The 25,883-nt window shown below is 41.9% G+C and carries 23 protein-coding genes, 2 tRNA genes and 3 rRNA genes; 13 read left to right on the top strand and 15 right to left on the bottom strand.

All coding sequences use genetic code 11. The features are described 5' to 3' along the window. Genes I6L31_RS07735 through pdxA form a run of 3 tightly spaced genes read right to left on the bottom strand, consistent with a single transcriptional unit; the run spans window position 1 to window position 2,656 of the window. Window positions 1-843: a symmetrical bis(5'-nucleosyl)-tetraphosphatase gene (locus I6L31_RS07735; protein ID WP_005002099.1), complete on the bottom strand. Its 843-nt coding sequence runs from the start codon at window positions 841-843 to the stop codon at window positions 1-3. 5 nt (window positions 844-848) lie between these two features. After that, window positions 849-1,661, bottom strand: a complete 813-nt coding sequence (gene rsmA / locus I6L31_RS07740; protein ID WP_004992406.1) for a 16S rRNA (adenine(1518)-N(6)/adenine(1519)-N(6))-dimethyltransferase RsmA — start codon at window positions 1,659-1,661, stop codon at window positions 849-851. 23 nt (window positions 1,662-1,684) lie between these two features. Next, entirely contained in the window at window positions 1,685-2,656 is a 972-nt protein-coding gene (gene pdxA / locus I6L31_RS07745) for a 4-hydroxythreonine-4-phosphate dehydrogenase PdxA (protein WP_005002098.1), read from the bottom strand. Window positions 2,657-2,838: 182 nt separating this feature from the next. Here pdxA and rplM point away from each other — a divergent pair, with 182 nt between their 5' ends. The 9 genes from rplM (at window position 2,839) to I6L31_RS07790 (ending at window position 8,418) form a co-directional block, all read left to right on the top strand. Further along, window positions 2,839-3,267 (top strand): 50S ribosomal protein L13, encoded by a 429-nt coding sequence (gene rplM / locus I6L31_RS07750; protein ID WP_004992400.1) that lies wholly within the window; start codon window positions 2,839-2,841, stop codon window positions 3,265-3,267. A 12-nt stretch (window positions 3,268-3,279) separates the two neighbouring features. Next, a complete protein-coding gene (gene rpsI, locus I6L31_RS07755) occupies window positions 3,280-3,666 on the top strand; it encodes a 30S ribosomal protein S9 (protein ID WP_004992397.1) in 387 nt (128 codons plus the stop codon). Window positions 3,667-3,854: 188 nt separating this feature from the next. After that, window positions 3,855-4,505: a glutathione S-transferase N-terminal domain-containing protein gene (locus I6L31_RS07760; RefSeq protein ID WP_005002097.1), complete on the top strand. Its 651-nt coding sequence runs from the start codon at window positions 3,855-3,857 to the stop codon at window positions 4,503-4,505. 11 nt (window positions 4,506-4,516) lie between these two features. Beyond that, window positions 4,517-4,951, top strand: a complete 435-nt coding sequence (locus tag I6L31_RS07765; RefSeq protein ID WP_005002096.1) for a ClpXP protease specificity-enhancing factor — start codon at window positions 4,517-4,519, stop codon at window positions 4,949-4,951. A gap of 16 nt (window positions 4,952-4,967) precedes the next feature. Continuing rightward, entirely contained in the window at window positions 4,968-5,630 is a 663-nt protein-coding gene (locus tag I6L31_RS07770; protein ID WP_005002095.1) for a hypothetical protein, read from the top strand. 391 nt (window positions 5,631-6,021) lie between these two features. Continuing rightward, on the top strand, window positions 6,022-6,381 hold the full coding sequence (locus I6L31_RS07775; protein WP_005002094.1) for a roadblock/LC7 domain-containing protein: 360 nt from the start codon (window positions 6,022-6,024) through the stop codon (window positions 6,379-6,381). Between the two features lie 83 nt (window positions 6,382-6,464). Further along, window positions 6,465-7,427 (top strand): hypothetical protein, encoded by a 963-nt coding sequence (locus I6L31_RS07780; protein ID WP_005002093.1) that lies wholly within the window; start codon window positions 6,465-6,467, stop codon window positions 7,425-7,427. A 9-nt stretch (window positions 7,428-7,436) separates the two neighbouring features. Further along, window positions 7,437-7,979, top strand: a complete 543-nt coding sequence (locus tag I6L31_RS07785; protein ID WP_005002091.1) for a GTP-binding protein — start codon at window positions 7,437-7,439, stop codon at window positions 7,977-7,979. 22 nt (window positions 7,980-8,001) lie between these two features. Next, on the top strand, window positions 8,002-8,418 hold the full coding sequence (locus tag I6L31_RS07790) for a roadblock/LC7 domain-containing protein (protein WP_004995040.1): 417 nt from the start codon (window positions 8,002-8,004) through the stop codon (window positions 8,416-8,418). Window positions 8,419-8,502: 84 nt separating this feature from the next. Here the strand turns inward: I6L31_RS07790 and rrf are convergent. The 8 genes from rrf to I6L31_RS07830 form a co-directional block, all read right to left on the bottom strand. Then, window positions 8,503-8,617: ribosomal RNA gene (gene rrf / locus I6L31_RS07795) — 5S ribosomal RNA — on the bottom strand. 173 nt (window positions 8,618-8,790) lie between these two features. Continuing rightward, window positions 8,791-11,684, bottom strand: a 23S ribosomal RNA gene (locus I6L31_RS07800). A gap of 408 nt (window positions 11,685-12,092) precedes the next feature. Beyond that, window positions 12,093-12,168, bottom strand: a tRNA-Ala gene (locus I6L31_RS07805). Between the two features lie 46 nt (window positions 12,169-12,214). Then, window positions 12,215-12,291, bottom strand: a tRNA-Ile gene (locus I6L31_RS07810). Window positions 12,292-12,468: 177 nt separating this feature from the next. Beyond that, window positions 12,469-14,007 (bottom strand): 16S ribosomal RNA (locus I6L31_RS07815). The 16S, 23S and 5S rRNA genes sit together here with 2 tRNA genes alongside, the layout of an rRNA operon. A 446-nt stretch (window positions 14,008-14,453) precedes the next feature. Next, on the bottom strand, window positions 14,454-15,527 hold the full coding sequence (locus tag I6L31_RS07820; RefSeq protein ID WP_005002086.1) for a DUF6670 family protein: 1,074 nt from the start codon (window positions 15,525-15,527) through the stop codon (window positions 14,454-14,456). Between the two features lie 21 nt (window positions 15,528-15,548). After that, entirely contained in the window at window positions 15,549-16,382 is an 834-nt protein-coding gene (gene pssA / locus I6L31_RS07825; protein ID WP_005002083.1) for a CDP-diacylglycerol--serine O-phosphatidyltransferase, read from the bottom strand. A 36-nt stretch (window positions 16,383-16,418) separates the two neighbouring features. Continuing rightward, window positions 16,419-17,276 carry a 23S rRNA (adenine(2030)-N(6))-methyltransferase RlmJ gene (locus tag I6L31_RS07830; protein ID WP_004985467.1) on the bottom strand — a complete coding sequence of 286 codons (858 nt, stop codon included), beginning with the start codon at window positions 17,274-17,276 and terminating at the stop codon, window positions 16,419-16,421. A gap of 140 nt (window positions 17,277-17,416) precedes the next feature. Between I6L31_RS07830 and I6L31_RS07835 the strand changes: the two genes are divergently transcribed. Then, on the top strand, window positions 17,417-18,028 hold the full coding sequence (locus I6L31_RS07835) for a 2OG-Fe(II) oxygenase (protein WP_005002081.1): 612 nt from the start codon (window positions 17,417-17,419) through the stop codon (window positions 18,026-18,028). Between the two features lie 125 nt (window positions 18,029-18,153). Then, entirely contained in the window at window positions 18,154-18,681 is a 528-nt protein-coding gene (locus tag I6L31_RS07840) for a hypothetical protein (protein ID WP_005002080.1), read from the top strand. Window positions 18,682-18,703: 22 nt separating this feature from the next. Here the strand turns inward: I6L31_RS07840 and I6L31_RS07845 are convergent, their stop codons facing one another. The 4 genes from I6L31_RS07845 to I6L31_RS07860 all read right to left on the bottom strand — a co-directional run bounded on the left by I6L31_RS07845 (window position 18,704) and on the right by I6L31_RS07860 (window position 22,988). Beyond that, a complete protein-coding gene (locus tag I6L31_RS07845; protein ID WP_004985459.1) occupies window positions 18,704-18,952 on the bottom strand; it encodes a DUF2789 family protein in 249 nt (82 codons plus the stop codon). Window positions 18,953-19,139: 187 nt separating this feature from the next. Beyond that, window positions 19,140-20,126: a malate dehydrogenase gene (locus tag I6L31_RS07850; protein ID WP_004985458.1), complete on the bottom strand. Its 987-nt coding sequence runs from the start codon at window positions 20,124-20,126 to the stop codon at window positions 19,140-19,142. Between the two features lie 169 nt (window positions 20,127-20,295). Continuing rightward, window positions 20,296-20,958: a ribonuclease T2 family protein gene (locus tag I6L31_RS07855; RefSeq protein ID WP_034698970.1), complete on the bottom strand. Its 663-nt coding sequence runs from the start codon at window positions 20,956-20,958 to the stop codon at window positions 20,296-20,298. A gap of 44 nt (window positions 20,959-21,002) precedes the next feature. After that, window positions 21,003-22,988: a lytic transglycosylase domain-containing protein gene (locus I6L31_RS07860; RefSeq protein WP_010588894.1), complete on the bottom strand. Its 1,986-nt coding sequence runs from the start codon at window positions 22,986-22,988 to the stop codon at window positions 21,003-21,005. Between the two features lie 301 nt (window positions 22,989-23,289). Between I6L31_RS07860 and miaB the strand changes: the two genes are divergently transcribed. Further along, window positions 23,290-24,741 carry a tRNA (N6-isopentenyl adenosine(37)-C2)-methylthiotransferase MiaB gene (gene miaB / locus I6L31_RS07865; RefSeq protein WP_004985452.1) on the top strand — a complete coding sequence of 484 codons (1,452 nt, stop codon included), beginning with the start codon at window positions 23,290-23,292 and terminating at the stop codon, window positions 24,739-24,741. 40 nt (window positions 24,742-24,781) lie between these two features. Continuing rightward, entirely contained in the window at window positions 24,782-25,864 is a 1,083-nt protein-coding gene (locus tag I6L31_RS07870) for a PhoH family protein (RefSeq protein ID WP_004985450.1), read from the top strand. Window positions 25,865-25,883: the final 19 nt, after the last annotated feature.

The raw sequence follows: 25,883 nt of genomic DNA on the forward strand, positions 1-25,883 counted from the left end.
TTAGTGAATGAATGGGTTATCCACCTGAAAAAGCTGTTGATCTTCGAGTCGATAAGCAATCAACTGATTACCCCACACCGCGCCCCCATCAACATTCTGGATTTGAGAATTCACGCTTCGGCCTTGTAGCGCGGCCCAATGGCCAAATACAATTTGATGTGTCTGTGCAGCTAAACTATCAAACTCAAACCACGGACGAAAGCCTTCAGGCATGGGGGCAGAAAGCTCATCCTTAAAACTAAATTCCAAACGACCTTCGGCATTGCTTAGACGCATCCGAGTCAAATAATTAGTAATCGCACGCAGACGCGACATACCCGTCAACTCATCTGACCACAATGTTGGTTGTTCGCCATACATCTCAGCTAAAAATGCATCCAGTTGGTGTAAATCATCACTTGCAACCTGCGCTTGTACTTCTTTGGCCAATTGATCAGTTTTTTCAGCCGTCCAAATACAGGGAATGCCAGCATGGGTCAAAATCGTGTGATCATTTGGAAATAAACACAACGGTTGCTGACGTAACCAATCAATCAGTTCATCACCGTCAATCGCATCAATCACTTGTTGGGTATTATCTTTGGCTTTAATTTTTTTAAAGCCACGCGCAGTCGCAATTAAAGTTAAATCATGATTTCCTAACACGGTGTAAGCTGCACCACGTTCTGCTAATTTTTTGACAAAGCGTAAAGTGCCGACCGAGTTTTCTCCACGCGCAACTAAGTCGCCTGCAAACCAGATCACGTCTTGATCAGGATCAAAACGTATTTCCTTGAGCAAGGCTTTTAATGCTTCAAAACAGCCTTGTACATCACCAATCACATAGTTATAACGTTTCGACATCTTAATTAGCCAACCATATGATCAGATAACGCCACAAACTGCGCCAGCGTTAAAGTTTCAGGGCGTGCCATCGGATCAACACCCGCTTGCTCGAAACCATCTTCACTCAGCATTCCTTTCAAACTGTTGCGTAAGGTTTTACGACGTTGCGTAAATACGTGTGCAACCAACCGCGATAAGGCTTTTTCATCTTGAGCCACAATCGGTTTCTCAAGATAAGGGACTAAGCGAAATACAGCGCTGGTGACTTTTGGCGGCGGATTAAATGCACCCGCAGGGACTTCAAATAAAAATGTTGGCTGACAATAATACTGAATCATCACCGACAAACGACCATATTCTTTGCTATTGGGTGCTGCGGTAATCCGTTCCACCACTTCTTTTTGCAGCATAAAGTGCATATCTTTGACTTTATCGCCAAATTCTAAGAGGTGGAATAATAAAGGAGTCGAAATATTATAAGGCAAGTTACCAACCACACGTAGCGGACGACCATCCTGTGCTAATTGGCTAAAATCGTACTTGAGTGCATCTGCTTCAACAATGGTTAAACGTTCTGGATGCGGTACACGTTCGGGTAAACCTGCTGCCAAATCTCGGTCGAGTTCGACCACAGTCAGTGCATCACACTCGCCAATCAATGGCGAGGTAAGGGCAGCCAGACCTGGCCCAATTTCGACAATATTCTCACCTGGTCGAGGGTTCACTGAGCGTACAATTTTGGCAATCACACGCTGATCATGCAAGAAGTTTTGACCAAACCGTTTACGAGCTTTATGCCCTTCTTCTTTAGGGTTTAGGGCATTAATTTGATACATAAAAACGTTCCAACAGAAATCAATTATTGACGCGCCAGATCTAGCGCCAGATCAACCGCAATTTGCAAACTTGAGCTTTTGGCTAAACCTGTACCAGCCAAGGACAGTGCCGTACCATGATCGACTGAGGTGCGAATAAATGGTAAACCTAGCGTAATGTTAATGGCTTCACCAAAGCCCTGTGATTTTAACACAGGTAAGCCCTGATCGTGATACATCGCCAAAACCGCATCGGCATCTTTTAAATGTTCAGGGGTAAATAAAGTGTCCGCAGGCAGACATAAACTCATGTTTACTCCGTTGTGACGATAGCGTTCAAGGACAGGATTGATCACTTCAATTTCTTCCCGACCTAAATAACCATCTTCACCCGCATGCGGATTCAAGCCACAGACTAAAATTCGTGGCTGCGCAATCTTAAATTTAGTTTTCAGATCATGCAGTAAAATATCAATCACCTGATGTAAGCGTTCAGCTGTAATCGCATCCGCAACAGCACGCAAGGGTAAGTGCGTAGTGGCTAAAGCCACTCGAAGAGTTTTGGTTGCTAGCATCATCACCACACGGGCAACCCCTGCAAATTCCTGATAAAACTCAGTATGTCCGCTAAAAGTAATGCCTGCATCATTGATCACTGATTTTTGTACAGGTGCCGTTGCTAATCCTACACTTTTCCCTGTCATGGCATATTCAGCAGAACGCTTTAATTGCTCAATCACATAAGCTGCATTTTGGAAATTTAATTCCCCTGCAATAACGGGAACATGTAAAGCAACATGTTCGATATAAAGCTGACCTTTTTCACAAGAGTTGGGTTGTCCATGATACTCAATCAGTTCAACCTCAATTCCCAATTGCTGGGCACGTTGACGCATTAAATCCTGATCGACCAAAACCACAAGCGGTCGTTGATCCAAACGTTCAGCAAGGCTTAAACAAATGTCTGGACCAATCCCTGCAGGTTCACCACTGGTAATATATAAAGGACGTGCCATCAAATCGCACTCGTATCAATTTTCATCCATTGCAGTATATTCAATTTTAGCGTTTCGTCGGGTAAAATAATGTGGTTTAAAATCGATTATTTCTTGTGAAAGCTGATGGATTCGTTTAGAATCTCGTCTCCTTTTGTTTGGGCAGATTCCACCGTCCAAACCAACTATAATAGGTAGTAGTAATGAAAACTCTCAGCGCTAAGCCTGCTGAAGTACAACACGACTGGTACGTTGTTGATGCTTCTGGCAAAACTTTAGGTCGTCTTGCGACTGAAATCGCTCGTCGTTTACGCGGTAAGCACAAGACTTCTTATACACCTCACGTTGACACTGGTGACTACATCGTTGTGATCAATGCTGAACAAGTTCAAGTGACTGGTAACAAAGCACTTGATAAAAAATACTATCGCCACACTGAATTCCCAGGCGGTTTAAAAGAAACTAATTTCGAAAAATTAGTTGCTCACAAACCTGAAGAAATCTTCCAACGCGCTGTGAAAGGCATGTTGCCAAAAGGTCCTCTTGGTTATGCAATGATCAAGAAGATGAAAGTGTATGCTGGTAGCGAGCATCCTCATACTGCTCAACAGCCACAAGTTTTGGACATCTAAGGGATAAAGCACATGGCAACTAATTATGGTACAGGTCGCCGTAAGACCGCAACTGCACGTGTTTTCTTATCAGCTGGTACTGGTAAACTCGTGATTAACAACCGTACTTTAGAGCAATATTTCGGTCGTGAAACTGCTCAAATGGTTGTTCGTCAACCACTTGAGTTGTTAGAAGCAACTGAAAAGTACGACCTTTACATCACTGTTAAAGGTGGTGGTATCGGTGGTCAAGCTGGTGCTATCCGTCACGGTATTACTCGTGCCTTGATCGCATCTGACGAAACTTTAAAACCAGTTCTTCGTCAAGCGGGCTTCGTTACTCGTGATGCACGTGAAGTTGAACGTAAAAAACTTGGTTTACGTAAAGCACGTAAACGTCCTCAATTCTCTAAACGTTAATACGTTTTTCGAGTTGGACAAAACCCCAGATATTCTGGGGTTTTTCTTTATCTAAAATTTTTTACTTATTGTCCTTTACAATACTCGCTAGATGCCAAGCGAATGCTCCAAACTTATTTAACGGGGTATTATCTTTTTAGATGTATTTTTAGTATCCTACACCATCCAATTTTTTAGTTTTTTGAGATATGTCTGTCGAAAATGCATCGCTTCAAGGAATTACGCTTTATAGTCATGCAGATGATTTTCGCTCACACTGGATACGATTTTTACTCGCAGAAAAACAAATCAAACATCACTTAATTTTAGTAGATCATGAAGATGAAGACCTTGCGAGCTTAAATCCCTACAATCAACTACCGATGCTACTAGAAAATGATTTAAAACTATTTTCGACTGCAATTATTTCAGAATATATTGACGATCGTTATAGACAAAATAAGCTGTATGCGGATGCACCGAGTACTCGGGCAGAACAACGCCAATATATCTGGCGTTTTGAGCAAGACTGGTTTAAGCAAGCTGATATCATGCTCAAACATGCGGATACTCTGGATATTACACAAAAAGCCAAAACCCAAAAAGAATTTAAAGATACTTTAATTTCACTTGCTCCATTGTTTCAACATTTTCCTTACTTTATGTCGGAAAACTTTGGAATTTTGGACTGCATGATTGCTCCCATGTTTCTCAGGCTGCAAAGTATGGGAATTGAATTATCGCCTCAACAATCTCGTCCTTTATTACTCTATTGTAATCGTGTGTTTAGTCGTCCTGCTTTTGTTAAATCCATGACACAGCAGGAAAAAACGCGCTATAGTGCCTTAGTAAATCGTTAAGTGAGTTTATCATGTCAAATCAGGAAATAAATTTAAGCCCTACCCGCCCATATATGGCACGCGCAATTTATGAATGGATTTGTGATAACCAACTCACGCCTTATTTATTGGTTGATGCGACTCAGCCGTATACTTCCGTTCCAGAACAGTTTGTTAAAGATGGACAAATTGTTTTGAATATTGCCCCTCATGCAGTTCATCAATTTCAAATGAGTAACGATGCAGTTAGCTTCTCTGCTCGTTTTGGCGGTGTTGCTCGTGATATTTATGTCCCTATTTCTGCTTTATTGGGAATTTATGCACGTGAAAATGGACAAGGATTATTCTTCGACCCTGACGAATATGCCAATGTGCAAACGACAGAAGATACTTTAAAATCAAATACTCAAGAACAAGTTGAATCTGAAACACCTAAGAAAAAACCAAGTTTACGATTATTAGATTAAATTTACGGAGTATCCGATGGCTTTTGATTTAGTACATTATTTTGCTGAGCAGACTGAAATTCAAAAGCCTCAGCTATTTTCACAATATTCACGTGAAAAGCGTAGCCATTATATTTTTGAACTCAATGCCTTGGTTTTGGGAAAATTGATTCAACTCTGGCGTGAAGATGAAAATAAACTTTACCAAGAAATTCATAGAATTGATCCCTTGTACCTACAAGAGATTGCTCGTCATCTTGTTACCTCCTCAAACAATCAATCAGAATTAGCCCCTAAAGAGCAAGAACAGGCGTTGATGGAGATTTTGGAACTACAATTTTCTGAGATTAAACAACTCGATGATACAGGAAATTTTGGTCCCACTGGGTTAAAAGAACTATTGGCAGGTCAAATTGAGCATTTATCTGGACAGGCTGATGATTGGGTTTGGTCAACAAATCAACTCACAGAACTCATTGGGACTAAACCTCAAGTTTCAGAAGAGCTATCATTAGATGAAACCATGAAGGAGTTTAATCAAATGGTCCATACTGCACAACAACCCACCGAAACAAATCACCATACCACGATTGAAATTCAGGAATTACCTATTCCTGCATGGTCTAAAATTGTGGCGCCAATAGTGGCTTTGGCAATTTTGGTTTTTTTATATTGCCAATATTCAAACTTAATTCATTAAGACAGATTAAAAAGACTATTTAAAAAATAAGAGAGTATATACTCTCTTATTTTTTATTTACCTTATAGTTAACAAATAATGTCACTTCATAACATTCATTATTTTTAAAAAATATAATTTGTTACACTTGTAATTTTAGCTTTTTTGATCAAATTTAATGCGATAAAAATCACATTTAAATGATCAATATGCATTTAAAAATACATTTTCCTCAATTTAACTTGGCTATTCTAATCAAGTAAAAGACTCATCATTACAGGTTCTAGTATATGTACTATTGATTTAGCCAAGACACTTTTGAATAATAAAAAACTCCTACTATTTCACTCTGAATAAAAATCAGGAGTAGTAGAAATTATAAATAATCATATCTTAATAAATAGGTAAAAATATGGCGAAATTATCACTTGATGGATTGACCAGTATTGATGGTTTCAATGCTGCGGCATTAGTTGATACTGAAAGCGGTTTAGCGCTAGCGACTCAAGGTGGGGGTAATATTGATTTAGAACTTGCAGCAGCAGGTAACACTGAAGTTGTCCGTGCTAAGCGACGCGTTGCAAATTCACTCAAGCTCAATGATGAAATTGAAGATATATTAATCACACTAGGCAAGCAATATCATCTTATTCGCCCTTTAGAGAGCAATAGCAATATCTTCTTATATCTAGTTTTAGATCGCTCAAAATCTAATTTAGCGATGGCCCGCCATGAACTAAAAACGTTTGAGAAAGAACTCGATTTTGCTTAATGATCATTAGCCCTTTAATCAATCGAATGATTTAAGGGGCTATTAATTTTGTACTGTCCAACGTTGAGATACAAAAAGATATTATGAATGGACACTGCATTAATATTGCAATTTCTGGCTTAGGATTAAAAAGTTCAGATGAATTAAAAATAGAATTAAGAAATGCTATTCCAGACCAATATGGTATTAACTGGATAAATGCGGCCGACCCTAATATTGATTTACTTCTCATTAATGAATCTTTTTTTGAAACTGACAGCATTCAAAAAATTCTAAAAAATAAAAAATTCCCATTTTTAAAAATCGTAAAAAACCATAATTTATCGGGTGATATCAATAATAATACCTTGTATTTACCTTTTAATCATAAAATTGAACCACTCAAACAGTGGATACATTTAAGATTATTAAATTATTTATCAGATGATGAAGAATTTAATATAAACGTAACTAAGCAAATCACTTCAATATTAAAACCGTCAACTTTTAAACACATGCTCAATCCTCAAAATGCGCGTTTACATTTATTTGATGATCATGGAACATTGGCAATCATTGATACACGAAGTCAAATTGCTTGGTTAGAGCCGACTCGAACCACCACCCAGACTAATCATAGCTTCCAATATGATTTTGCAATGACCGCTGATTTTGTCAAAGTTTCACGTAAATCTGAATATCTGTTAGAAAATTGGTTATGGAACCTCGTTTGGAATTCTCACGAACTACACACTTTGGCAGATGATATCCAATTTTATCAATTAGATTACTGGCCACAGCCTTTCAGCACAAAAAATCAAAAAAATATATTACGACTGAGTGCATGCTTTATTCAAGGCGCTGAACTCACTGAAATCGCAAAACAACTTAGCCTACCACTTCATACCGTGAAACAATTTATAGCGGCTTGTATTGCATCTGATAATGGAAATGAAATTGCGGCAACACAAAGTAAATTTTCACAACATTCCAGTACTCAAGATGATGAAAACCAAAGTTTTTTAAACAAATTTTTCGGTAAATTGCGCCGCCGCTTTGGAATATAAGGAAGATATATGATCTTACAGCAATATAAAATTGTTTTTGCAGGGAGCATGGGAGCAGGTAAAACCGAAGCTATAAAATCACTGTCTGAAATTCCTGTATTAGCTACAGAAGCTTTCAACACTGATCAAGCAGCACATGAAAAACAACAAACAACCGTAGGTATTGATTATGGCGAGATTACACTCGAAGATGGCGTAAAAATTGGGCTATACGGAACACCAGGTCAAACCCGTTTTGATTTCATCTGGTCTGTTATTTGTGAGGGAGCGATTGGAGTCATTTTACTCATTGATCACTCAGTTGAAATACCTTTAGAAGAACTCGAAGCTTATTTAGAAAGCTTTAAGTCCCAAAGCAATAATATTGCTATTGGCATTACCCATGTCGATCAAAACAAAGAAAAACCACTTTCTATCTATCGTGACTGGCTAAAACAAAACCAATATTCTTATCCACTATTTTTTATTGATGCACGTAAAACTGATCACATATTATTGATAGTCGAATCACTTATCGCATCATTAGAAGTCAATTATAACCTAACAAGCTGAAACTAAATTTGAGGTAATAGCCATGTTTGCTTTAAAAGAACAACGGAGAATTGCCCCTCCTGAACTTATTCAATACGCAAAGAATGAAGTTCAAGATATTATTAATAACGTGCGCGGAATCGATTTTATTATGCTCTGCTCCACTGATGGTTTTGAACTCACAACGATCACTAAAAAAAATCATTATAATGCAAGCAAACTAGCCGCTGTTAGTAGCTCTATTTTAGCAATGGTGAGTGCTTTTCTTAAAGAAATACAGCTCATTGGATGTCAAAGCATTACTTTAGATGCAGAAAATGGTAAAGCTGTCTTAACCTCAGTACCTTCAGCTCAACATCCAATGATTATCGTGACGCTGAGTAGTAAGGACGTACTCCTTGGACAACTGCTTTTTAGCTTAAAAAAAGCAAGTCAAAATATTATTAAGCAAGAAAGTTAACTGATTTTCTATTTATTGCATCTATTCTCTTGATAAAAAAAAGCACCCTCATCTGTATAAAGATGAGGGTGCCTTAGATTTAAAAGCTGGCGATGACTTACTCTCACATGGCTAACGCCACACTACCATCAGCGCGAAGAGGTTTCACTTCTGAGTTCGGGAAGGGATCAGGTGGTTCACTCTTGCTATTGTCGCCAGCAAACTGTTGTGGTGTTTTCGGGTCTTATTCACGATATATTCATCGTATGCCTTACTTACGATCCAAAGAGTTATTAACGGATTGTAAATTGAGTCGGTATTGTAACTAGTTTATTAACTAAATCAAGTTTTGTATCGAATTTATCTTGAATACAACAACTGTTTGGGTGTTGTATAGTCAAGCCTCACGAGCAATTAGTATTGGTCAGCTTCACATATCACTATGCTTCCACATCCAACCTATCAACGTCCTAGTCTTGAACGGCTCTTTAGGTGACATATAGTCACAGGGAAATCTTATCTTGAGGTAGGCTTCCCGCTTAGATGCTTTCAGCGGTTATCCCTTCCGAACATAGCTACCCGGCGATGCGACTGGCGTCACAACCGGTACACCAGAGGTTCGTCCACTCTGGTCCTCTCGTACTAGGAGCAGATCCTCTCAAATTTCCAGCGCCCACGGTAGATAGGGACCGAACTGTCTCACGACGTTCTAAACCCAGCTCGCGTACCTCTTTAAATGGCGAACAGCCATACCCTTGGGACCTGCTTCAGCCCCAGGATGAGATGAGCCGACATCGAGGTGCCAAACACCGCCGTCGATATGAACTCTTGGGCGGTATCAGCCTGTTATCCCCAGAGTACCTTTTATCCGTTGAGCGATGGCCCTTCCATACAGAACCACCGGATCACTAAGACCTACTTTCGTACCTGCTCGACTTGTGGGTCTCGCAGTTAAGCGCGCTTTTGCCTTTATACTCTACGCGTGATTTCCGACCACGCTGAGCGCACCTTCGTACTCCTCCGTTACTCTTTAGGAGGAGACCGCCCCAGTCAAACTACCCACCAGACATGGTCCTCGCCCCGGATTACGGGGCAGAGTTAGAACCTCAACATTACCAGGGTGGTATTTCAAGGATGGCTCCAATGCAACTGGCGTCACATCTTCATAGCCTCCCACCTATCCTACACAAGTAAGGTCAAAGTTCAATGTCAAGCTGCAGTAAAGGTTCACGGGGTCTTTCCGTCTAGCCGCGGGTACACTGCATCTTCACAGCGATTTCGATTTCACTGAGCCTCTGCTGGAGACAGCGCCGCCATCATTATGCCATTCGTGCAGGTCGGAACTTACCCGACAAGGAATTTCGCTACCTTAGGACCGTTATAGTTACGGCCGCCGTTTACTGGGGCTTCGATCAAGAGCTTCGCTTACGCTAACCCCATCAATTAACCTTCCAGCACCGGGCAGGCATCACACCCTATACGTCCACTTTCGTGTTTGCAGAGTGCTATGTTTTTAATAAACAGTTGCAGCGGCCTGGTTTCTGCGGCTGCCAAGCGCTCAGGGAGCAAGTCCCATCACCCTCAGCAGCGTACCTTCTCCCGAAGTTACGGTACCATTTTGCCTAGTTCCTTCAGCAGAGTTCTCTCAAGCGCCTTGGTCTACTCGACCTGACCACCTGTGTCGGTTTCGGGTACGATTCCTGTGTAACTGAAGCTTAGAGACTTTTCTTGGAAGTATGGTATCAGCCACTTCACTGTACAAGTACAGCTTGATATCGACTCTCAGCATAGAGCACCCCGGATTTGCCTAAGATGCATGCCTACTGTCTTCCACCTGGACTACCAACGCCAGGCTGACTTAACCTTCTCCGTCCTCTCATCGCATTACACAGAAGTATGGGAATATTAACCCATTTCCCATCGACTACGCCTTTCGGCCTCGCCTTAGGGGTCGACTCACCCAGCCCCGATTAACGTTGGACTGGAACCCTTGGTCTTTCGGCGAACGGGTTTTTCACCCGTTTTGTCGTTACTCACGTCAGCATTCGCACTTCTGATACCTCCAGCATACTTCTCAATACACCTTCATCGGCTTACAGAACGCTCCCCTACCACGTAACTCTAAAGTTACATCCGCAGCTTCGGCACATAGTTTTAGCCCCGTTACATCTTCCGCGCAGGCCGACTCGACTAGTGAGCTATTACGCTTTCTTTAAAGGGTGGCTGCTTCTAAGCCAACCTCCTAGCTGTCTATGCCTTCCCACATCGTTTCCCACTTAACTATGATTTTGGGGCCTTAGCTGGCGGTCTGGATTGTTTTCCTCTTGACTACGGACGTTAGCACCCGCAGTCTGTCTCCCGGATAGTACTCATAGGTATTCGGAGTTTGCATCGGTTTGGTAAGTCGGGATGACCCCCTAGCCGAAACAGTGCTCTACCCCCTATGGTATTCGTCCGAGGCGCTACCTAAATAGCTTTCGGGGAGAACCAGCTATCACCAGGCTTGATTAGCCTTTCACCCCTATCCACAAGTCATCCCCTGGCTTTTCAACGACAGTGGGTTCGGTCCTCCAGTTAGTGTTACCCAACCTTCAACCTGCTCATGGATAGATCGCCTGGTTTCGGGTCTATACCCAGCAACTAAACGCCCTATTAAGACTCGATTTCTCTACGGCTCCCCTATGCGGTTAACCTTGCTACTGAATATAAGTCGCTGACCCATTATACAAAAGGTACGCAGTCACCGAACAAGTCGGCTCCCACTGCTTGTATGCATGCGGTTTCAGGATCTATTTCACTCCCCTCACAGGGGTTCTTTTCGCCTTTCCCTCACGGTACTGGTTCACTATCGGTCAGTCAGGAGTATTTAGCCTTGGAGGATGGTCCCCCCATATTCAGACAAGGTTTCACGTGCCTCGCCCTACTCGTCATCATGATGTGTGCCCTTTCGTGTACGGGACTATCACCCTCTACGGTCGCACTTCCCAGAGCGTTCCGCTAAAACACACATCACTTAATGGGCTGATCCCCGTTCGCTCGCCGCTACTAAGGGAATCTCAATTGATTTCTTTTCCTAAGGGTACTGAGATGTTTCACTTCCCCTCGTTCGCTTCAATAACCTATGTATTCAGTTATTGATACCTACCTTATAGTAGGTGGGTTCCCCCATTCAGACATCTCCGGATCAATGGATATTTGCCGCCTCCCCGGAGCTTTTCGCAGGCTATCACGTCTTTCTTCGCCTCTGACTGCCAAGGCATCCACCACATGCACTTAATTACTTGACTATACAACCCCAAACAGTCGTTAATACCTACAAGTAGTATTACCAACATTACAGTTTGAAGTACTGTGCATTTAAGCACCGTACAGCTTCAATCTAAATTCATATACCAAAACGCTTGATTCAGTTAATTTGCTAGTTCTCAATTAACTCTAAGATCAGAATGACTTCTTCTCTCTTTGTTATTGAGTGAACAATTTATTTCAGACTCAATTCTCAATCTGTTAATGAATTAATGTAACCTCGTCAGCTACATTAAACTGTGATTAATCACAGAGCTTAATAAATCATTATATTTACTAAGCTCTATAATCATCTTTTCTTTCACTTTCGTGTTCGATCAGATACTGCGCGAAGCATAGCTTCTTGCTTAAATTTCAAGGAAAAGCTGCGCTTTTCTGTTCTTGAAATTTGGTGGAGACTAGGAGAGTCGAACTCCTGACCTCCTGCGTGCAAAGCAGGCGCTCTACCAACTAAGCTAAGTCCCCAGCTTATATCATTTAAGTATCTGTCATCTGCGCTTAGCTTGTGCAGTGGTGGGTCTGACAAGACTTGAACTTGTGACCCCACGCTTATCAAGCGTGTGCTCTAACCAACTGAGCTACAGACCCTGAGAAATAAAAAAAGAGATTAATAATCTCTTTTTTTATTTCGCAAGACAAGCGCAGCGCGTAGTGCATGACTTATCTCTGAAATTAAAAGAGAAAACTCGTTCCTTTTCTATCTTTCATTCAGATACCAGAAGAACAACTTGTTGTGGATTCTTACCAATCAACCAATCTTTTCGTTAAGGAGGTGATCCAGCCGCAGGTTCCCCTACGGCTACCTTGTTACGACTTCACCCCAGTCATCGGCCACACCGTGGTGAACGTCCTCTTTGCAGTTAGACTATCCACTTCTGGTGCAACAAACTCCCATGGTGTGACGGGCGGTGTGTACAAGGCCCGGGAACGTATTCACCGCGGCATTCTGATCCGCGATTACTAGCGATTCCGACTTCATGGAGTCGAGTTGCAGACTCCAATCCGGACTACGATCGGCTTTTTGAGATTAGCATCCTATCGCTAGGTAGCAACCCTTTGTACCGACCATTGTAGCACGTGTGTAGCCCTGGTCGTAAGGGCCATGATGACTTGACGTCGTCCCCGCCTTCCTCCAGTTTGTCACTGGCAGTATCCTTAAAGTTCCCACCCAAAGTGCTGGCAAATAAGGAAAAGGGTTGCGCTCGTTGCGGGACTTAACCCAACATCTCACGACACGAGCTGACGACAGCCATGCAGCACCTGTATGTAAGTTCCCGAAGGCACCAATCCATCTCTGGAAAGTTCTTACTATGTCAAGACCAGGTAAGGTTCTTCGCGTTGCATCGAATTAAACCACATGCTCCACCGCTTGTGCGGGCCCCCGTCAATTCATTTGAGTTTTAGTCTTGCGACCGTACTCCCCAGGCGGTCTACTTATCGCGTTAGCTGCGCCACTAATCCCTCAAAGAGACCAACGGCTAGTAGACATCGTTTACGGCATGGACTACCAGGGTATCTAATCCTGTTTGCTCCCCATGCTTTCGTACCTCAGCGTCAGTGTTAGGCCAGATGGCTGCCTTCGCCATCGGTATTCCTCCAGATCTCTACGCATTTCACCGCTACACCTGGAATTCTACCATCCTCTCCCACACTCTAGCTAACCAGTATCGAATGCAATTCCCAAGTTAAGCTCGGGGATTTCACATCCGACTCAATTAGCCGCCTACGCACGCTTTACGCCCAGTAAATCCGATTAACGCTCGCACCCTCTGTATTACCGCGGCTGCTGGCACAGAGTTAGCCGGTGCTTATTCTGCGAGTAACGTCCAGTAGCTGGTAGTATTAATACCAGTACCCTCCTCCTCGCTTAAAGTGCTTTACAACCATAAGGCCTTCTTCACACACGCGGCATGGCTGGATCAGGGTTCCCCCCATTGTCCAATATTCCCCACTGCTGCCTCCCGTAGGAGTCTGGGCCGTGTCTCAGTCCCAGTGTGGCGGATCATCCTCTCAGACCCGCTACAGATCGTCGCCTTGGTAGGCCTTTACCCCACCAACTAGCTAATCCGACTTAGGCTCATCTATTAGCGCAAGGTCATTACTGATCCCCTGCTTTCTCCCGTAGGACGTATGCGGTATTAGCATCCCTTTCGAAATGTTGTCCCCCACTAATAGCCAGATTCCTAAGTATTACTCACCCGTCCGCCGCTAAGATAAGGTGCAAGCACCTCATCTCCGCTCGACTTGCATGTGTTAAGCCTGCCGCCAGCGTTCAATCTGAGCCATGATCAAACTCTTCAGTTAAAATCATTTCGCGTCTTAGTTAAGACAAGACGCCAATTCTGGCTCATCAATTACTGACAAATTCTCTCAAATAAACTTCGAGTAATTTAAACCAATCAATCAATGATAATATTTCGATCAATCAATTAGTAAAAATCCACACAAGTTGTTCTTCTATATTCTTAATGATCTTCTTCATGCTTCGTCAGCATCAAGCTAGGTCGGCTATATTACTCTCAATCTCTTAAAAGTCAACAGGCAATTTAGATATTTTTAAAACTCAATCTACTCAACTAAAATACCAATCAAATCCCTCAAGACCCAACCAACACCCTGTTTTTCAACAAGTTTTTATCCGAATCACCGCCGATGAGTGCGCATTCTACAGCATTCCCAAACCAACGCAACCCCTTTTTTAAAAGATCTCACTCCATCGTCTATGTTTTGATCATACTCGACGAGTTTGATTACTTCTTAAGCAAACAAGGCTGAGCTTGAAGGAATTCATCCGCAAGAATTTGTGTTTGGTTTTTTTCTTGCCAATTTAAAGGTCGAATATCAATATATTCGCAGTACGCGCTTTCACCTTCAAAATTCTGATCGTATAAACGCGCATGATATCGAAAACTTCCGGCAAAACCCGCCCCTACTCCGAATTTATAATCCCCTCGACTTTGTGCTTTGATTTCAAAAATGGGCTGTCCATTTTCCTCTACATACCAAGAAAACTCTCGAGGAAGGTACATTTGACGATGATTTGGCGTGGTAATCTTTGGGTAAACACGATGAACATGAAAGTAGACTTTTTTATCAATAAAGAGGTTTTCTCCATTGATGCCACGCAAATAAAATCTGGAATAAATGATCTGATTCCATTGATTGCGCACCTGACTCAAAATCACTTGTGTGTTTTCATTTAGATTGATCAGTTGATGCGTATAAAATGCCAATGGAAGATAAGGAATATTTGCAGCACGGGCATAATCAAAACTTCCCATACCACTAATTTCATAATGTTGATTTTGATATTTTAAATGTCCTTGGCAATGACACAATATTGACCAATGTTCAAATAAATTCCATTTCAATGGGACAAAGTGAGTAATGTTTTCCGTCGTTTGAATTTTGAGATTCAACTCTAACTCACGATCCTGACGTTGAATTTCAAAATGTGGAAAATTTCCTTTGAACTGGTCAATTTGATCAAATTGGTAATGGTGTGGATGGATTTGACACTGCTGGTTAAGCCAATAACTTTTTAAATGTCCTATCTGATGTGGGCTGATTGCCATCATTACGCTGGCTGTATTAGAAGCTTTATCTTTGATAATACTTGGATTATGAAACAATGGAATTTTGGGTTGACCCAGCAAATTAATAAAATTAAAAAAGTGAAGCGGTGCTGGTAGATTGGGTAAAATCAGCCCATGATAAACGACTTTAAAATGTCCTTTCGGCGGATGATAAGCCAGCAAAGTGGTTTGGCTGAATTTGAGGTTCAGGCGTGTAGACTGTTCTAGCGAACTCATCAACATTTGCATACTGAACCTCACTCATAAGCATTATGTCTTTATAGTAGGACTTTGTTTACGTGCGAACAAGGTGGTCACAAAACCTGAAATTGCATAAATAATGGATACGATTAAAATCCCCATTGGAATATTGTAAGTAATTGCTGCAAAAATCAGCACAACAGGCAACATCACCACAAATGGCACACGTTTACGATCCATTTGTTTAAAAGAATAATATTTAATATTTGAGATCATTAAGATCGCAACAATGACCATGTAGATTGCATAAGCAATTTGTACTTTAATATCACGAATATCGAAAACAAACGGATAATCTCGACTGACCCAAATCAGGGTAATCACCAATATTGCAGCCAATGGACTGGCGATACCGATAAAGTAGCGTTTATCCACCACACCAATTTGCACATTAAATCTCGCCAAACGAAACGCAGCGCAAGCGGTATAAATAAAGCAACACGCCAAGCCAATACGACCCAGATCATGCAAGCTCCAGCTATACATTAAAATAGCAGGCGCAACACCAAACGCTAATAAATCGGACAATGAATCGTATTGCTCACCAAACGCACTTTGCGCACCAATTGCTCGTGCGACACGTCCATCAAGTCCATCGAGTAAGGCTGCAAGAAAAATCGCATAAATGGCTTGCAAAAATTCACCATTCATACTCGCAGTAATCGAATAAAAACCTGAAAGTAACGCAGCAGTCGTGATCAGATTTGGCCATAAATAGATCCCACGGCGTTTAATTTTTTGGCCTTCCTGAGTCTGTTCCTCTTCAACCACCTCAAAGGTAATACCATCAAAAGAATGATCATTCTGAGTTGATTCATGGTTAGGCTTTTGTATGTTTGTCATTGTTGTTGATCTCAAATATGCTTTGAATGATAAGTTTTACTCACCTACAAGCCAGCGAACTGCGGCATGACCGCCATTTTCCTGCATACGCAAATGTGGAAATAACCATTGTAAGGCCTGATCGGCATCTTCTGAAAATTGCCAAGGTGGATTAATCACCAATAAACCACAACCATTTAAACCTACTGGCGTATCATCGGGCCAAACACAAATCTCACAGATGAGCTGACGGCGAATGCCGGTTTTCATCATTTTCTTTTCAAAACGTTCAATCATGGCGCGATCCTTAATCGGATACCAAACAGCAAACACGCCTGTTGGCCATTTTTTATAGGCATTTTGCAAAAGCTCAACCAATTGTGGAAAGTCCTTACGCTCCAACTCATAAGGCGGATCGATCATGACCAAACCACGTTTTTCTTTTGGCGGAATCACACCAAGTAAACCCTCGTAAGCATCACGCTCATGCAAACCCATGCGTTTATCGCGAATATTTTGACGAAGTTGTTGGAAGACATCGCGTTGCATTTCAAAAACAGTGGCTTTATCTATCTCACGCATCGCTTGCAGGGCAAACCACGGCGATCCAGGATAAGTTCCCTTACCTTGTTCAGCGCGGATATTTTCAACCAGTTTGAGATATTGTTGTACGCCCTCTGGAGCCTGACGTTTTTCCATATCTCCCAGTTGAACCAGTCGATGAATACCCGTTAAAAACTCACCTGATTTTTGTGCAGGTGCCAGAGATAAATCATATTTTCCCGCACCAGCATGCGTATCAATATAACGATAAGGCTTATCTTTCGCGTTTAAACGTGTTAACAATTGAAGCAAGAGTACATGCTTCATGACATCAGCAAAGTTGCCCGCATGGAAATGGTGACGGTAATTCATTTTTTACATTAATTCCTCAGATTAACGTGTATTTTAACATGAAAAAAAGCAGTTACGTGTGCATGAGTTGTTTTAGAATAGCGAAAGCTCCCACTGGATAAGTTTTCTTTGGTGGGTTTATTTGATGATTGAGAGGCAAAATGCAGCAAATTTCTGAATCGATTCAGCATGACATCGAACAAATTCTGGATGATTTAGACCAGCATGGCTTTGCTATTGTCAACCAAACACATTCAGCACCATTTACCAGTCAATTGCTAGATGAATGTCTATTCAATTTAAATCAGTTTCGCGAAGCTGCCATTCAAAATGGTATCGTCAGTAAAATTCGTAGTGACCATATTCTCTGGATTGATGAAAAATTAAAGATTGCGCAACAGCATATCGACTTGCTCCAAAATTTTTCACAGGCATTTAATCGTGCTTTTTTTCTTGGGATTCAATCTATTGAAGCGCATTTTGCTTGTTATAATGCGGGCGAGTTTTATGCCTTACATCGCGATAATCCTCAACAAAAAAATGATCGAATGATTTCAGCCGTTTATTATTTACATCCAGAATGGCAACCCGATTGGGGCGGACAACTGCGCTTACAAGATAAAAATGAGCAATGGCATATTATTGAACCTGAACCTAATCGTCTGGTGATTTTTCAAAGCGATTTATTACACGAAGTATTAAGTTCTAAGCGGCAGAGACTTTCCATTACAGCATGGCTACGCAGTGGCAACTCCATTTGGTCTTCTAAATAGTCATCTGGATAAATAGTGATCTGGAAATATGCCATCAAAGCTGCAACACTGCGTTTCACCCTTGTACACTTTTAAAATCGCCGAATAGCCTCATATAATGACGATAAACCCAGAGGATGAACCACATGCTAGATACAAGCAAAATGATTGTTGAGCGCATCGGAGAAACTGATCAACACTACCTTGCGGGCAATACACCTGAACTTGCACTGGAACGTGGGGACTTACGCTTACAATTGGTTGAGATCAGCCGCAACCGTCAGGAACGTGTGCATTTTTTACATGAAGCGATTGCAATTTTAGAGACATCCCGCGTTGAATTTGATGAAATGCCTATGTCGCTTTATATAGATTTGTCTTTACAATTGGCCAAAGCCTATATGATGTATTATGAGCTGAATCGTGAAGCAAAATTTGCCACCATTACTCAGCAAATTTTAAAACCTTTGGCGCATTTACAACATGGTGATGTGTTGTTCTTTTTGGCTTATGCGTCTGCGGTTAAAACCGAGTATGCACTGGCACGGCATTGGCTAGAAAAATATAGCCAGTGCACTGAGTTTGATCTGGAGTTAATGCAACATCATTCAGCTTTTACTCAAGTGCATCAACACGATTGGTTTAAAACGCTGATCCGTTCAAAAACACATTAAACTGAATCGTGGATCCTAAAGCCTAGGCTTTAGGATTACTATCGATATGTAACTGTTGATTGAGTTCATCAATGACAATCGCCCAATCATCATCTTTATCAATATGGCTTTGTAAAAACTGACGCTGTCCTTCGCTCCAGAATTCTGCATCATGCAGCTCTACATCTGCCGAAAGTTGATGTTCTTTAATGAATTGATCCATCGCACTTTCACTGGCATCCAATCCAAGCTGCTCAAATAATAATTCTAAAGTGGGTTGTTGTTCGAACATTGTTATTCTCCATGAATCAACTGACCTAAGTTAAGCTTCACGTTAACCACAATACGCTGTTTTGTCATCTATATCCGTTTAATCTTCTTGTTATTTTTTGTTTTAAATCATCATTATGCAAAAAACAAGATCATAAAAAAAGCACCCCTTTAAGGAATGCTTTTTGACGATTAGAAATCGTTTTTAATTATTTTAACATGTCTGCAATTGCAGCACGTTCTTCTTCAAGTTCTTGAAGTGTTTTGTCCATACGTTCACGACTGAATGCGTCAATTTCAAGACCTTCAACACGTTTGTATTCGCCATTTTCACAAGTAACAGGCACACCATAAATAACGCCTTCTGGAATACCATAAGAACCGTCAGAAGGAATACCCATCGTTACCCACTCACCGTTTGTACCCAAAGCCCAATCACGCATATGGTCGATTGCAGCATTTGCAGCAGAAGCAGCAGAAGACAAACCACGCGCTTCGATGATCGCAGCACCACGTTTACCAACAGTTGGAAGGAATACGTTCGCATTCCAGTCAGCATCATTGATTTTGTCTTTTAAGTTTACGCCATTTGCAGTTGCAAAACGGTAGTCCGCATACATGGTTGGAGAATGGTTACCCCAAACTGTAAGGTTTTTAATATCAGCAACCGCAACGCCTGCTTTTTGCGCAATTTGAGTCAAAGCACGGTTGTGATCAAGACGTAGCATTGCAGTAAAGTTTTTCGCTGGAAGATCTGGAGCAGATTTCATTGCGATGTATGCATTGGTGTTTGCTGGGTTACCCACAACCAATACTTTCACGTCACGGCTTGCTACTTCGTTAAGCGCTTGACCTTGACCGATGAAGATTTCACCGTTCACTTTCAACAAGTCAGCACGTTCCATACCAGGACCACGTGGACGAGAACCTACCAACAATGCGTAGTCTGCATCTTTAAACGCAACTTTAGGATCATCAGTACCGATCATGCCAGCCAACAATGGGAAAGCACAGTCGTCAAGTTCCATCATTACGCCTTTAAGCGCTTGTTGAGCTTTCTCAACTGGAATTTCAAGCAATTGCAAAATCACTGGTTGATCTTTGCCTAACATTTCACCGCTTGCGATACGGAATAACAAGCTATAACCAATTTGACCTGCAGCGCCAGTAACGGCAACACGAACGGGTTGCTTCATGTAATTATCTCCAATTGAGGATCGTTAAGATGATTAAACAGATAGTCTATTTAATCTAATAATCATAAACGGCAAAGATTGTACTCCAAACCCGCAACAGATGCATTTAAAAGAGAATGAATTTCAACAAAAGTCTGATAGAAAATACAAATCAATTGCGACCAAGTGATTAATAACTACCTTTAATTGTGAACTCATTTGGACAATTGGACACTACATGACTAGAACATTGTTTATAGGTTCCATTGACCTGATAACAGACCTGAACTTCTGTCAAAATCTGCTCTGAACGTGAAGATTCACAACTCAATCGAATACCATTGGCAGGTAAAGAAGGATTTAAGCGAACAAACTGTTGTTGTAGATTATTTTTCTGAATTTCCTTATTGATTCCACTGGTTAAATCCGCAGGAATTTTCAAACGCTCTGCATAATTAATAATCATCCTAAAATACTGACTGGCGGACATAGGAATACATCCACCAATACTACGCCACAATTGTGCGCGGGCATTTTCATCTGGCATGACACGTGCCACAACTTTGGCTTGTAAAGGCGATAATGTAGGAGCAGAAGTAGTTTCACAACTCGAATGACTGGTTTCAGGCAGCAAGCCTGTAATGGTTAGGGAATATCCTTCCAGACATTTACGCTGTTTTTGCCGCGAAGAATCTAGCGCACATACCGCAGGTGTCATTTGAATTTGCATGACATAGCCTTGTAAGCGTGGTGATTCGGCATATAAATTCGGAGCAAATAAAATAACATTTACCCACAATACGCATCCCGTCAACCATGAAAGACAATGGTATGTAAAACTTTTCTTTTTCATCGAACTAAAAACTTAACCGTTATCATAAGAAGCGCCATCCTGTTTTAAGGTGTACTACGAACAGGAATGGGAAGCATGCGTTGTTCTATCGATTGAGGCCCCCGCCCCAACAGAACACCATAATGTGCAGCATTGGTCATAACATGCTTTACATAATCTCGTGTTTCAAGTAATGGAATACTTTCCGTATATTGATCTGCTGACAAAGCTTGAAAATCAGGCTGCCAGCGACGGGCACGATTTGGCCCAGCGTTATATCCTGCGGTTGCCAGCACCGGATTACCACTTAATTGCCCCTGAATCATGGATAAATAAAATGTTCCATAACGCACATTGGTGTTCATGTCAGTCAAAGCAGCAGGATTGTAAGTCTCACCCATTTGTCGGGCAATCAGTTTTGCTGTATCAGGCATAATTTGCATGAGCCCACCTGCCCCGACATGCGAACGTGCAGAGGTTACAAAGCGACTTTCCTGACGCATTAAACCATAAGCCCACGCAGGATCAATTCCTGCATTTTGACTATGATTCACCACCGTGACTTGATGGGGCATCACATAACGATAGGCATAATTATGTTTATTGACCGTACGGTCTGCCGCATAAATTGCACGATCATACCAACCCATTTCACTGGCACGTTGCGCAGCAGCCAGCAATAAACCATCATCTTGTTTTAAGTAAGCCTGACGTACTGCCCAGTTCCATTCACGATTAACATAGTTATCAGGCGCGTTGACATTGCGCAAAGTAAAAGCACGTCTAAAATGAATATCTTGATTCAATCGTTGTAAATCATTATTGGTCGCTTGGGTGTAAACTGGAATATCATTGTATTTTTTCCCCAAATGATCCCGCGCCAACAAATTATGATAGTCATCACCTGACTGAGCCAATTTTTGATAAATCTGCTGCGCTTGCTGTTTTGCCTGCCGATCATTGCGCTGTTCTAAAGCACGCGCTAACCAATATTGCCAACGATCTTCTTGCTTTTGACTGACCGACATGCCATCAATGGCACGAATCACACTTTCCCATGAACCAAAGCGGATGGCTTGGCGCGCATACACTTCCGCTTCTTCTGGACTGAAGGGATAGCCATAACTTAAATCAAAACTATTTAAAACTTCACGATTAAAGTTATTTTTCATGACTGTGGTACCGCCGATGTAACCCACCGTGCGATATAAATATTTTTGAACATCGGGCGGTGTGCCTTCTGCAACCCGCTTTACATTGCCCAATGCTGAAGTTAAATCACTATCTGCCAAACGACCTAAAGCAAAAATTAGATACGCATAATCGGTCTGGGAAGTTTTAGGCGCAGACCATAAATAATTCAGTGGATTGGATTGAATCTGATTCAACTGCGCAAGAGATAAACTCATGCCTAAAGTCTGCGCAGTGGACAGAGCCAGTCCAGATTGGCCTGCTCGTAACTGCCCCCACAAACGTTGTTGTTTATCCTGCGCAGACATCAGTGGGCTGGATTGCATCATCCGCCCCAATCCATTACAGGACTCTGGTTGGCTATTGGTGGTGAGCCAGACATCTTTATATTCAGCAAATACCAGTGGATCACCTGAACTGGCGCGAACTTGTGCCACAGCACAGCTTTCAGCACGATCTGGATTGGTTACATACGGCAATACAGGTTGAGCAGTTACCAAATCTCCTTGTTTAACTTTTTCTTCGACATAATCTGCCGATAATTTTTCAGCCATCGCAGAGTTAGGATAACGCTTGGCAAAATTAATAATGGTGGTGGCAGGCTGCAATCCTAAATCAGTGTTAAGTTTCCAATATTCTGGATAATAACCTAGCACATCATTTTGCATGGAAAATTGGTATTGATCGAGCGCAGTTAAATCGCCTGCATTGGCGGCACGTAATGCATCGTTAAATTGTTCCTCAGCAGCAAAAGCCACAGATGCTGAAAGTGATGTTAAGACACTGATCGCACTGGTATAAATCCATTTATTTTTAAAGAAAACTGCCACTGAAAATTTACTCTTTTTTTTCCATGCCATAGACGCTTTTTTAAACCCCAATCACTTCTGCGCTCTGCTAGTGTAATTACTCTTGACGCCCGCTACTGTTGTGTTATGTAAACTGCTGATTCAGCAACAGTAATATTCACATTTTTTTAATTGAAAAATCAACCATATTAGCGAATCACTTACTTATCACAGTCTGCAAAATATCTTGATCTGAAGCTCAATGTTTAGCCACTTCATTTATTTCGCGATCTTTGCCGCAAATACTGCTACAATTGCGCGCTTTCGTCGGATCAAATCCCGATAGACCGGTTTACTTTATTTAGGAGCCTACATGACGGTTCAAACTTTCATTCCTAATGGTGACAAAGCTGCCTCAGAAAACACTGTCACCCAGCCAGCGCACACCCAAGATGTTTCAATCAAGAAATTGTATATTGAAACTCAAGGGTGTCAGATGAATGAGTATGACAGTCATCGTATGGCAGATCTTTTAGGCGACTCTCATGGCTATGTCCTAACTACAGATCCGAAAGAAGCCGATATTCTACTAATGAATACCTGCTCGATTCGTGAAAAGGCTCAGGAAAAAGTATTTAGTGAGTTAGGGCGCTGGCGCAAGCTTAAAGAACATAATCCTGACCTGATTATTGGGGTTGGGGGCTGTGTTGCGTCTCAGGAAGGCGACAACATTCAAAAACGTGCGCCCTATGTCGATATGGTCTTTGGTCCACAGACTTTGCATCGCTTGCCACAGATGCTAGATCAACATCAGGATCAGGTCGAAAAACCAAAAAAAGATAAAATCAAACTAGTAGACATTTCTTTTCCAGATATCGAAAAGTTTGACTTTTTACCTGAACCACGGGTCGAAGGCTTTAAAGCGTTTGTTTCGATTATGGAAGGTTGTTCAAAATACTGCTCGTTCTGCGTCGTGCCTTACACACGCGGCGAAGAAGTGTCACGTCCTTTGGATGATGTATTGGCTGAAATCGCAGGATTGGCTGAAAAAGGGGTCCGTGAAATTTCATTGCTCGGCCAAAACGTCAACGGCTATCGTGGTGAAACTTTCGAAGGTGGAATTTGTACCTTCCCTGAATTGTTACGACTCGTTTCAGAAATTCCGGGCATCGGACGTTTGCGTTATACCACTTCGCATCCACTTGAGTTCTCTGATGACCTGATTCAATGCTACCGAGACTTACCACAAATGGTGTCTCATTTGCATTTGCCTGTACAAAGTGGCTCAAATGCCGTGTTACAAGCGATGAAGCGTAACCACACCATTGATGTGTATATCGAGAAGATTGCAAAACTCCGTAAAATCCGCCCAGACATGCATTTATCCAGCGATTTTATTATTGGCTTCCCGGGCGAAACCGATGAACATTTTGAAGAAACTTATCAATTTATCAAAGATTTGGATTTCGATCATTCTTATAGTTTTGTCTACTCAAAACGCCCTGGGACACCCGCGGCTGAGCTAGTAGATACGACATCCGAAACAGTCAAAAAAGAGCGTTTAGGCAAAGTTCAACATTGGATCAAGCAGTCTAGTATCCGTAAAACTGATGCCATGTTAGGTACAGTACAACGAGTATTGATTGAAAATGTTTCCGAGAAAAATCCAGACCTTTTAGTCGGGACTGCGGACAATACACGACTGGTTACATTTATCGGAGATCCTTCATGGGTGGGACGCTTCGCAGAGATTGAGATTACCGAGATCAAAACTTTGAATTTAGTTTATGGTGAACTCTTGAATCTTGAGCCTGACGTGGCGTAATGTAAGGGTATTAGAACAAGGCTAGAAAAAGGATAACTCTTTGACTGCAGCGATTCGACGTACCGTTACTTTTCCCGGCGTTTCAATGACCCGTTTAAAAAGCATGTTAGGTGCATACAACGGTCACTTGAAGCAGATTGAACAGCGTTTAGATGTACAAATAACTCATCGTGGTGACGCGTTCTACATCGATGGTGACATTGATGCAGTCGAACGAGCAGAATCACTGCTCCAGCGTCTTTACGATGAATCAGAAATTTCCAGCCAGATTAGTGCCGATATCTTACACCTGATGATTCAGGGCAGTCAGACTGATCGAGAGCTTATGGATGATTCCGAACAGGAACATACAGGTCTGGATAATGTCTGGCTACAAACTCCCAAAGGTCGTATTAACCCTCGTGGTACCAACCAAAAGCGTTATGTGCAGCGTATTTTACAAAGTGACATTTCGTTTGGAATCGGGCCAGCAGGAACAGGTAAAACCTATCTTGCCGTTGCTGCGGCTGTCGACATGCTGGAACGCAATGAAATCCAGCGTATCCTCCTTGTTCGACCTGCCGTTGAAGCAGGTGAAAAACTCGGCTTCTTGCCAGGTGACTTAGCTCAAAAAATCGATCCATATTTGCGTCCTCTTTATGATGCTTTATACGAAATGTTGGGTTTTGAAAAAGTTGCAAAGTTGATTGAACGTCAGGTGATTGAAGTCGCACCACTTGCTTATATGCGTGGTCGCACACTGAATCATTCTTTCGTGATTTTAGATGAAGCGCAAAATACTACGCCTGAACAGATGAAGATGTTTCTCACCCGTTTAGGCTTTGGTTCACGTGCTGTCATCACGGGCGATATCACGCAAGTCGATTTACCACGCGGACAGCAATCTGGTTTAGCGCATGCTTTACGTGTACTAGAACCGATTAAAGAAATTCACATTACCCGTTTTCATTCACGTGATGTGGTACGTCATCAACTGGTTCAGAAAATTGTTGAAGCCTATGAAGGCTGGGACTCTGAACAAAATCGCTTAAGTGCAGAAGCACGTGCTGAACGCAAAGCACGACAAGAAGCCTTGATGAATGAACATGATGCCGCGGCAGATGCCCAGCATCAGGAAGTTTAATATATTCATCAAGTTGTCT

It is taken from the genome of Acinetobacter septicus (assembly GCF_019355975.1).
In the GTDB taxonomy this organism is placed as follows: domain Bacteria; phylum Pseudomonadota; class Gammaproteobacteria; order Pseudomonadales; family Moraxellaceae; genus Acinetobacter; species Acinetobacter ursingii.

What these genes read in the sequence shown, in the direction of transcription:
- miaB (WP_004985452.1), top strand. Translation starts at nt 23,290, where the DNA reads ATGACGGTTCAAACTTTCATTCCTAATGGTGACAAAGCTGCCTCAGAA.
- I6L31_RS07855 (WP_034698970.1), bottom strand. Translation starts at nt 20,958, where the DNA reads ATGAAAAAGAAAAGTTTTACATACCATTGTCTTTCATGGTTGACGGGA.
- I6L31_RS07845 (WP_004985459.1), bottom strand. Translation starts at nt 18,952, where the DNA reads ATGTTCGAACAACAACCCACTTTAGAATTATTATTTGAGCAGCTTGGA.
- I6L31_RS07790 (WP_004995040.1), top strand. Translation starts at nt 8,002, where the DNA reads ATGTTTGCTTTAAAAGAACAACGGAGAATTGCCCCTCCTGAACTTATT.
- I6L31_RS07775 (WP_005002094.1), top strand. Translation starts at nt 6,022, where the DNA reads ATGGCGAAATTATCACTTGATGGATTGACCAGTATTGATGGTTTCAAT.
- pssA (WP_005002083.1), bottom strand. Translation starts at nt 16,382, where the DNA reads ATGACAAACATACAAAAGCCTAACCATGAATCAACTCAGAATGATCAT.
- rplM (WP_004992400.1), top strand. Translation starts at nt 2,839, where the DNA reads ATGAAAACTCTCAGCGCTAAGCCTGCTGAAGTACAACACGACTGGTAC.
- I6L31_RS07830 (WP_004985467.1), bottom strand. Translation starts at nt 17,276, where the DNA reads ATGAATTACCGTCACCATTTCCATGCGGGCAACTTTGCTGATGTCATG.
- I6L31_RS07840 (WP_005002080.1), top strand. Translation starts at nt 18,154, where the DNA reads ATGCTAGATACAAGCAAAATGATTGTTGAGCGCATCGGAGAAACTGAT.
- I6L31_RS07770 (WP_005002095.1), top strand. Translation starts at nt 4,968, where the DNA reads ATGGCTTTTGATTTAGTACATTATTTTGCTGAGCAGACTGAAATTCAA.
- I6L31_RS07765 (WP_005002096.1), top strand. Translation starts at nt 4,517, where the DNA reads ATGTCAAATCAGGAAATAAATTTAAGCCCTACCCGCCCATATATGGCA.
- I6L31_RS07735 (WP_005002099.1), bottom strand. Translation starts at nt 843, where the DNA reads ATGTCGAAACGTTATAACTATGTGATTGGTGATGTACAAGGCTGTTTT.
- I6L31_RS07850 (WP_004985458.1), bottom strand. Translation starts at nt 20,126, where the DNA reads ATGAAGCAACCCGTTCGTGTTGCCGTTACTGGCGCTGCAGGTCAAATT.
- rpsI (WP_004992397.1), top strand. Translation starts at nt 3,280, where the DNA reads ATGGCAACTAATTATGGTACAGGTCGCCGTAAGACCGCAACTGCACGT.
- I6L31_RS07820 (WP_005002086.1), bottom strand. Translation starts at nt 15,527, where the DNA reads ATGCAAATGTTGATGAGTTCGCTAGAACAGTCTACACGCCTGAACCTC.
- I6L31_RS07760 (WP_005002097.1), top strand. Translation starts at nt 3,855, where the DNA reads ATGTCTGTCGAAAATGCATCGCTTCAAGGAATTACGCTTTATAGTCAT.
- I6L31_RS07780 (WP_005002093.1), top strand. Translation starts at nt 6,465, where the DNA reads ATGAATGGACACTGCATTAATATTGCAATTTCTGGCTTAGGATTAAAA.
- I6L31_RS07835 (WP_005002081.1), top strand. Translation starts at nt 17,417, where the DNA reads ATGCAGCAAATTTCTGAATCGATTCAGCATGACATCGAACAAATTCTG.
- I6L31_RS07860 (WP_010588894.1), bottom strand. Translation starts at nt 22,988, where the DNA reads ATGGCATGGAAAAAAAAGAGTAAATTTTCAGTGGCAGTTTTCTTTAAA.
- rsmA (WP_004992406.1), bottom strand. Translation starts at nt 1,661, where the DNA reads ATGTATCAAATTAATGCCCTAAACCCTAAAGAAGAAGGGCATAAAGCT.
- I6L31_RS07785 (WP_005002091.1), top strand. Translation starts at nt 7,437, where the DNA reads ATGATCTTACAGCAATATAAAATTGTTTTTGCAGGGAGCATGGGAGCA.
- pdxA (WP_005002098.1), bottom strand. Translation starts at nt 2,656, where the DNA reads ATGGCACGTCCTTTATATATTACCAGTGGTGAACCTGCAGGGATTGGT.